We start from the raw sequence: 7,194 nt of genomic DNA, 5'->3' as shown, positions 1-7,194 counted from the left end.
CCAAGGCCAGCGCAGTGGCGGCAGTGCGTTGACGCAGCACGGGCACGCGCTTCGTGCCGCCCGGCGCGGCATGGAGCTTGGATTGATAATGGATGAACCACGACACGAAGGGTTGATATGAATCCTGTTGCTGTTATTACCGGAATCACTGGGCAAGATGGCGCTTACTTGGCTCAGTTGCTGCTGGACAAGGGGTACGTGGTGTACGGCACTTATCGCCGTACCAGTTCGGTCAATTTTTGGCGCATCGCGGAGGTGGGGGTCGAAGGACATCCGAACCTGCATCTCGTCGAATACGACCTGACCGATCTGAGCGCGAGCATCCGGCTGCTTCAATCGACGAACGCGACTGAGGTGTACAATCTCGCCGCGCAGAGTTTTGTCGGCGTGTCGTTCGACCAGCCGGTCACCACGGCGGAAATCACCGGCATCGGCCCGTTGAATCTGCTCGAAGCGATCCGGATCGTGAATCCGAAAATCCGCTTTTACCAGGCGAGCACGTCGGAAATGTTCGGCAAGGTGCAGGCGATTCCACAGACGGAAACCACGCCTTTCTACCCGCGCAGCCCTTACGGCGTCGCCAAGCTCTATGCGCATTGGATTACGGTGAACTACCGTGAGAGTTACAACATCTTCGGCAGCAGCGGGATTCTGTTCAATCACGAATCGCCATTACGTGGCCGTGAGTTCGTGACGCGCAAGATCACCGATAGCATTGCGAAGATTCGCGTCGGCAAGCTCGACGTGCTGGAACTCGGCAATCTGGATGCGAAGCGCGATTGGGGGTTCGCCAAAGAGTACGTCGAGGGGATGTGGCGTATGCTGCAGGCGGACAAGCCCGACACCTATGTTCTCGCGACGAACCGGACCGAGACGGTGCGGGATTTCGTGTCGATGGCCGCGCGCGCGGCGGGTTTCGAATTGGCTTGGGAAGGAAAGGATATCGCCGAGGTGGGCGTGGATATGCGCACCAACAAGCCGATTGTCCGTATCAATCCCAAGTTCCATCGGCCTGCGGAAGTCGACCTTTTGATCGGCGATCCGGTCAAGGCGCGCCGCGAACTGGGCTGGGAGCCGAAGACCACGCTCGAGCAGCTTTGCCAGATGATGGTTGACGCAGACATTCGTCGCAACGAAGCCGGCTTTTCGTTCTAATGCATGGCAAAAATTCTCATTACTGGGATCGGCGGCTTCACCGGCCGCTATCTCGCCAGTGAATTGGTGGCGCGCGGGCACGAGGTCTGCGGCATCGCGCATCGTCCGATGCCCGAATCGGCATTTCGCGTCCACGCATGCGATTTGTTCGACAGCGATCGTTTAACCGACATCCTGGCTGCCGAGCAGCCGGAAGTGCTCGTGCATCTTGCCGCGATCGCGTTCGTCGCGCACGGCGACGCTGGCTCGGTGTACCAGACGAATATCGTCGGCACCCGAAACGTATTGCATGCGATCGACGTGTCCGATACGCAGCCGCAATCGGTGATTGTCGCAAGCAGTGCGAACGTTTACGGCAATGCGACCGAAGGCGTGATCGACGAACAGGTCATGCCGGCGCCAGCGAATGACTACGCGGTCAGCAAGCTGGCGATGGAATATGTCGCGAAGCTATGGGAAGGGCGGCTGCCGATCACGGTTGTGCGGCCGTTCAACTATACGGGCGTTGGGCAAGCGCACAATTTCCTGATCCCGAAGATCGTTTCGCATTTTCAGGATCGCGCGCCTGTGATCGAACTGGGCAACCTGCACGTGGTCCGTGATTTCTCGGACGTCCGGGACGTGGTCCGCGCATATGCGGCCGTGCTCGAAGGCAATCATGCCGGGCAGACATTCAACGTATGCTCGGGCGTGGGCACGTCGCTGCAGGATGTGCTCGCGATGGCGAGTGACATCACGGGCCATCATCCGGAGGTTCGCGTCAATCCCGCATTTGTTCGCGGAAATGAAGTGCACAAGCTGATCGGCAGCAATGTTCGCCTGCAGCAGGCGATCGGCCCGATTCAGCCGATTGCGCTGCGCGATACGCTCGAGTGGATGCTGGAGCAGCGGTGGTGAAATTGGTGCTCGGTGTCGATGCGGTGGCCGTGCCGCTGACGGGCATCGGGCGCTACGCGTGGGAACTTGCGCGCTACTACGCTGCGCACCGGGAGGCGATCGGTTCCGTGCGCTTTTATGCGGGCGGCCGCTGGTTCGACGATCCGGCGCATTTGTTGGACGCGGCTTCGCCGCGTCGCAGGCGGCGCAAGTTGTTCCGTGCGCCGGCGATGCTGCGCCGCTGGCATGAGCAGCGAAGAATGGCGGGTAGCTTGTTTCATTCGCCGAATTATTTCCTTCCTCAATCGGTCGAGCGGGGGGTCGTCACCATTCACGATCTCTCGGTGTTCAAATATCCGGAAACGCATCCGTCGGAGCGGATCAGGCAGTTCGAGAGCGGCTTCGCGTCGACACTGAAGCGTGCCGTGCATTTGATTACGGATTCCGAAGCGATTCGCGCCGAAGTGGCGGCATATTTCGGATGGCCATCCGATCGGATCACGGCAGTCCCGTTAGGGGTGCCTGACGGTTTTCGCCCGCGTGCTGCCGGCGAAGTGGCGCAATCGTTATCCGAGCTTGGATTGCAGCCGGGCGCTTATGGCCTATGCGTATCGACGCTCGAGCCGCGCAAGGGGATCGACCGGCTGATCGCCGCGTATCGCGCATTGCCTTACGCATTGCGCGCGCGCTATCCGCTCGTGCTGGCGGGAAGCGGAGGGTGGCTCAACGACGAGCTGATGGTCGACATCGAGCGCGCTACTCGGCAGGGATGGTTGCGCTATCTGGGTTTCGTCCCGGAGGCATCGCTGCCGATGCTTTACGCAGGCGCGCGCGCGTTTTTCATGCCGTCGTTCTATGAAGGATTCGGGCTGCCGGTGCTGGAGGCGCTCGCCTCCGGTGTGCCGACGCTCACGTCGGATCGCTCGTCGCTGCCGGAAGTGGCAGGTGGTGCCGCGTGGCTCGTCGCGCCGGATGATCATTCGGCCTTGTTACAAGGCGTCGAGCATGTATTGTGCGACGAAGCCTGGCGTGTGGCGGCTGTCGAGCGCGGTATCGCGGTGGCGGCGGGGATGACGTGGGAGCGCTGCGCGCGCGGCACACTCGCAGTCTGCCGCCGTTTCGCGTGATGCTCAACGACGCTCGCAGGCCACGGTTTCGACGATGAGCGCTTCCAATTGTGCGGCACTGGCTTGCCAAGTCAATGGAGCCAGCGCGTTGCTGTTTTTTGCCGAACCGTTCCGCAAGTTCGCGAGCCAATCGCGCAGTTGCCCGCTCAGCGTGGTGCTGTCGTCGGCGCGGAAGTAGACGGCGTTTGGGCCGGCGATTTCGCGAAACACCGGAATGTCGCGCAGGAACAGCGGTATGCCGCAGGTCGCGGCCTCGATCAGCGGCAGGCCGAAACCTTCGGCTTCGGAGGCGGCGAGCAGGCCGTGCGCATGCCGATAGAGCCACGCAAGTTCGGTATCGGTAGTCTCGGTCAGCCAGAACAGCCGCCGCCCGAGTTCGCGATGGCCGCGCAGGCGCGCCGCAATGCCCTCGACATGCCAACCGCGTTGCCCGACGATGACGAGCGCGGTATCTTCGCCAGCTTCCCACAGCGACTGGAATGCATCGAGCACGAGTGTGTGCCCTTTTCTCGGTTCGACCGTGCCTACCATCAAGACGACTTTCGCATCGGCGGGCCATTGTGCGGCTATCGCCGGCGCTTCAGCGAGGTCGGCGGCGACGGGAAGATTGGCACCGAGGTGAAACCAGCGCACGAGCGGCGCATTCGTGCGCAATCCGAAGTGATTGCGCATGTAGTTTTCCGTTTCATTTGCCACAGCGCTGGAAATGCAGAGGAGCGCGTCCGAATGCACGGCCAATGTGGACAGCCAGCGCCGGAACGAGCGGCTCGCGCGGCGTGTGAACCAGTCCGGGCGGAATACCGGCAGCAAGTCGTAGACGATGAATGCGAAGCGTACTCCTCGGGCGCGCCATTGGAGCAGGTCGAGTTGACGGCTCGGAAGAATCCGGCTTGTCAGGTCCAATCCAAGAAAAACGTCTCCCGCGCCCGGCTGCACCGGCTCGTCGTTGCGCGGGCCGGGCGCGCCCGTCAATTTGGCGAGGTAGCGGTCGGCATATCGATAGCGATGGCGTCGCGTCGCGCGCACGGCGCGCACGTCGAAGCCCGGCGGCGGCGATTCGAGCAACTGGAGCAGCAGGTTGCGCGTGACGCGTTGAATGCCCGTGCCCGCATCGTGCGAAGCGATGATCGACACGTCGACGAACAGCGTGCGGCGTTGTCCGTCGGGAGCCGCGAGCGTCGGCGTGATAGCCGAGACGGCGCGCCGTGCGGCGCCGGCAAACGCCCGTCCGCCCCAGGCGGCGGCACATTGCGCTGCTGCGGCTAGGCCGATGCGCAGCGGCCGCGCGCGCGAGGATGACTGGCACACCGGCACTCGGTTCACGTGCTCGCGGGAAGGGGCAGGATGTGCCGTACCGTCACGCGGTGCTTTTCTGATAGAACTCGTAGGCATGCTCGACCGATTCGAACGAATGCAGCCTGCCGTCGGCCAACACCGAGGCGCGATCGCAATGCTGCCGGATGTAGCTCGCATCGTGGCTGACGATGATCAGCGCGCGCTCCTTGCGACGAATGAACAGCTCATGGTGACATTTGTCGTGAAAGCGGCTGTCACCGACGGCGACGATCTCGTCGATCAGAAAGCAGTCGAATTCGATCGCCATCGAGATCGCGAACGCCAGACGCGCGCGCATACCGGCCGAGTAGCTCTTGACCGGCTCGCGCAGGTAGTAGCCCAGCTCCGAGAACTCGAGGACAAACGGTTCAGCCGCTTTGGGATCGGCGCCGTAGACGCGGCAGATGAAACGCAGGTTGTCCATGCCGGTCAGGCTGCCTTGGAACGCGCCGCCGAACGCGAGCGGCCAGGACACGCGCATGCTGCGATGGATGCGGCCCGACGTCGGCAACTCGGCGCCGCTGATCAACCGGATCAGCGTCGATTTGCCCGCGCCGTTGCGGCCGAGAATGCCGACTTTCTCCCCCGGCTTGACGCGAAGGTCGATCTGATTCAGTACGCGGCGCTTGCCTTGCCGCGTGTGATAGTCCTTGCAGACGCGTTCGAGCTCGATCATTCCGGTTCCACCCTCCTGCCGGTGTCGCGAACGAGATACAGGCCGATCAGCAACAGAATTGCGTTGCTAAACACCATGTATTGGACACTATAGTGCGGCGTCACGAGCGAGCCGAAGTATCCGGCGCGCAGCATCTCGGAGCCGTGCACCATCGGCAACAGCAATACGTAGGGCTGGAATTTCTGAGGAATCCACGACACCATGAAGACCGACCCGGACAGCGGAAAGAGCAGGTACGAAACAGTGTGCCAGACCCGTTCGATCGCTTCGCTGCGCTCGGACAGTGCTCCGATGATGAGCGCGAGGCTGCTGCCGAACACGATGAAATGCAGCCATCCGCCGAGCACGAGCAGCACGTCTTCGGGCGGCTTCATCATGCCGACGGTGATGAAAAGAATCGTGAGAAATGTAAACGACATCGTCGCGCCCCCGATCTCCAGCAGCAGGCGGGCGAAGAAAAAATCGAGCACGCGCACATTTCGGTGATAGAGGAGCGCTTGGTTCGGCAGGATCGCGAGCGCACAGCGGTTCGCGCAATTGCGCCACAGCAGCACGGGCGAGTAGCCCGTTACCGCGAACGCCGTGACGGGCAGCGATGAGCCGTGCGTCATTTTGGTGACCGTCCAGAGCGTGAGCACGCCGACCGTGAACATCATCGGCTCGAAGAACATCCACAGAAAGCCGATGTTGTGCCGGCCGAACCTCGTCAAGATCTCCCGCATCAGCAGCGCGCCGACCACGCGCGTCTGGATCGCGATCGACCGTGGCAGCGGAGTGTCGTGAGTCGCCATTGTCGGCCGCGCTCAGTCGTGGTGCTCGCGCACACCGGCGAGCAGCAGGCTCAGAAGGCCCCACGCGATCATGCCGAGCGCGAATACTTCGAATATCGATTTGAGGCGCTTCGGCTCGATTGCGATATCTGGTGTGTTGGGATTCACGAGGCGCTCGAGGTAGAGCTGCTGGCGCTGCGCTTCGCCGCGTGCGGTTTCCATGGCCGTTATCGCGGACGCAAGCTGTTTGTCTGCGACTTGCGAGTCGAGTTGCAGCCGCGTATAGCTCGCGCTTTTGTTCGACAGCGAATTCTTGCCGCCTGCGACGCCACTCGCCGATTCCCGGATCTGCCGCTCGATTTCCACGATGTTGTTTTTGAGCACCGAGATCTGCGGGTTCTGCGGCGCAATGACCTGAAGCTGCCGCAACTGGGTCTGCGCATTGAACAGCTCAGTCTGTAAGCTGGTGACCTGCTGCAATTGCAGTGCCGATTGCTTGTCCGGATCGAAGACCGCATTCGAATTGCGGTACGCGGCGAGTGCGACGGCAGCGTCCTTTGCTTTCGCGGCAGCCAGATTGACCTGGTTTTGCGCGAAGCTCACCATGTCGTGGGCGGCCCGTTGGTTCAACCTGTTGACGAGCTGCTCGCTCAAGCCAAGCAGCTTCGAGTTGATCGCGTATGCGTCGTTGGGCGTATAGCCGCGCACCTTCAGCGTGGCGATGCCCGACGACGAATCGAGCGTCACCGATACGATTCGCTTGTCGTAGTACTTCCATAGCGATTCGAAGCTGTTGTCGAGCGACGCGTTGAAGCGGCTGATCAAGTCGCCTTGCTTCGAATAGGCGTCGAGCACATAGTTCTGGCCCAGCTCGCGCAGCGCGTCGCGCGACTGGATGTAATCGATGACGGAATACGTGTCGTCCTGCTCGCGCACGAGCCCTGTGCCTTGCAGCAGCGCGCCCATCACGCTCGGCTGTGCGGCCCGCTGGGCGCTTCGGACCACGAAGCGCGATTCGGACACGTAAACGTCTGACGCAATGAGGCCGTAGTAGAGGGTCGCGATGACAGTGGGCGCGGCCACCGTCAAGACGAATAGTTTATCGAGTCGCTTGATCCGCCCGAGAACGCTCGCGTTTGCGCGCTTTTCGGTTGTCGGGACTGAGGATGCGTTGCCAGATACGTTTTCCAACTTCCCTTCCATCCAGGCTGATTGGCTCTTTGCATTCTGTCAAAAGACACAATTACCTTTCGAC

General features: G+C 61.7%; 7 protein-coding genes. 3 read left to right on the top strand and 4 right to left on the bottom strand.

Features of this window, described 5'->3' with window-relative positions; translation table 11 throughout:
- Nucleotides 1-117: 117 nt before the first annotated feature.
- The 3 genes from gmd to WS68_RS13985 are packed head-to-tail and all read left to right on the top strand — an operon-like array spanning nt 118 to nt 3,158.
- The gene (gmd, locus tag WS68_RS13995; protein WP_059520058.1) at nt 118-1,155 is read left to right on the top strand and encodes a GDP-mannose 4,6-dehydratase; all 1,038 of its coding nucleotides are present in this window, start codon (nt 118-120) and stop codon (nt 1,153-1,155) included.
- 3 nt (nt 1,156-1,158) lie between these two features.
- On the top strand, nt 1,159-2,052 hold the full coding sequence (locus WS68_RS13990; protein WP_059571371.1) for an NAD-dependent epimerase/dehydratase family protein: 894 nt from the start codon (nt 1,159-1,161) through the stop codon (nt 2,050-2,052).
- A complete protein-coding gene (locus WS68_RS13985; RefSeq protein ID WP_059571393.1) occupies nt 2,049-3,158 on the top strand; it encodes a glycosyltransferase family 4 protein in 1,110 nt (369 codons plus the stop codon). The genes WS68_RS13990 and WS68_RS13985 overlap by 4 nt, the downstream gene beginning before the upstream one ends.
- Nucleotides 3,159-3,161: 3 nt before the next feature.
- On the opposite strand, the gene WS68_RS13980 is transcribed toward WS68_RS13985, so the two are convergent.
- From WS68_RS13980 to WS68_RS13965, 4 genes are read right to left on the bottom strand one after another with little or no spacing between them, the layout of a single operon-like run.
- Nucleotides 3,162-4,466 carry a glycosyltransferase family 4 protein gene (locus tag WS68_RS13980; RefSeq protein ID WP_059571392.1) on the bottom strand — a complete coding sequence of 435 codons (1,305 nt, stop codon included), beginning with the start codon at nt 4,464-4,466 and terminating at the stop codon, nt 3,162-3,164.
- 49 nt (nt 4,467-4,515) lie between these two features.
- Nucleotides 4,516-5,169: an ABC transporter ATP-binding protein gene (locus WS68_RS13975; protein WP_059571370.1), complete on the bottom strand. Its 654-nt coding sequence runs from the start codon at nt 5,167-5,169 to the stop codon at nt 4,516-4,518.
- The gene (locus WS68_RS13970) at nt 5,166-5,960 is read right to left on the bottom strand and encodes an ABC transporter permease (RefSeq protein ID WP_059571369.1); all 795 of its coding nucleotides are present in this window, start codon (nt 5,958-5,960) and stop codon (nt 5,166-5,168) included. The genes WS68_RS13975 and WS68_RS13970 overlap by 4 nt, the downstream gene beginning before the upstream one ends.
- Nucleotides 5,961-5,972: 12 nt before the next feature.
- Nucleotides 5,973-7,130 (bottom strand): hypothetical protein, encoded by a 1,158-nt coding sequence (locus tag WS68_RS13965; RefSeq protein WP_059571391.1) that lies wholly within the window; start codon nt 7,128-7,130, stop codon nt 5,973-5,975.
- Between the last annotated feature and the right edge of the window lie 64 nt (nt 7,131-7,194).

This window comes from Burkholderia sp. TSV86 (assembly GCF_001522865.1).
Lineage (GTDB): Bacteria > Pseudomonadota > Gammaproteobacteria > Burkholderiales > Burkholderiaceae > Burkholderia.
This window is presented reverse-complemented; position numbering and strand designations above follow the sequence as displayed.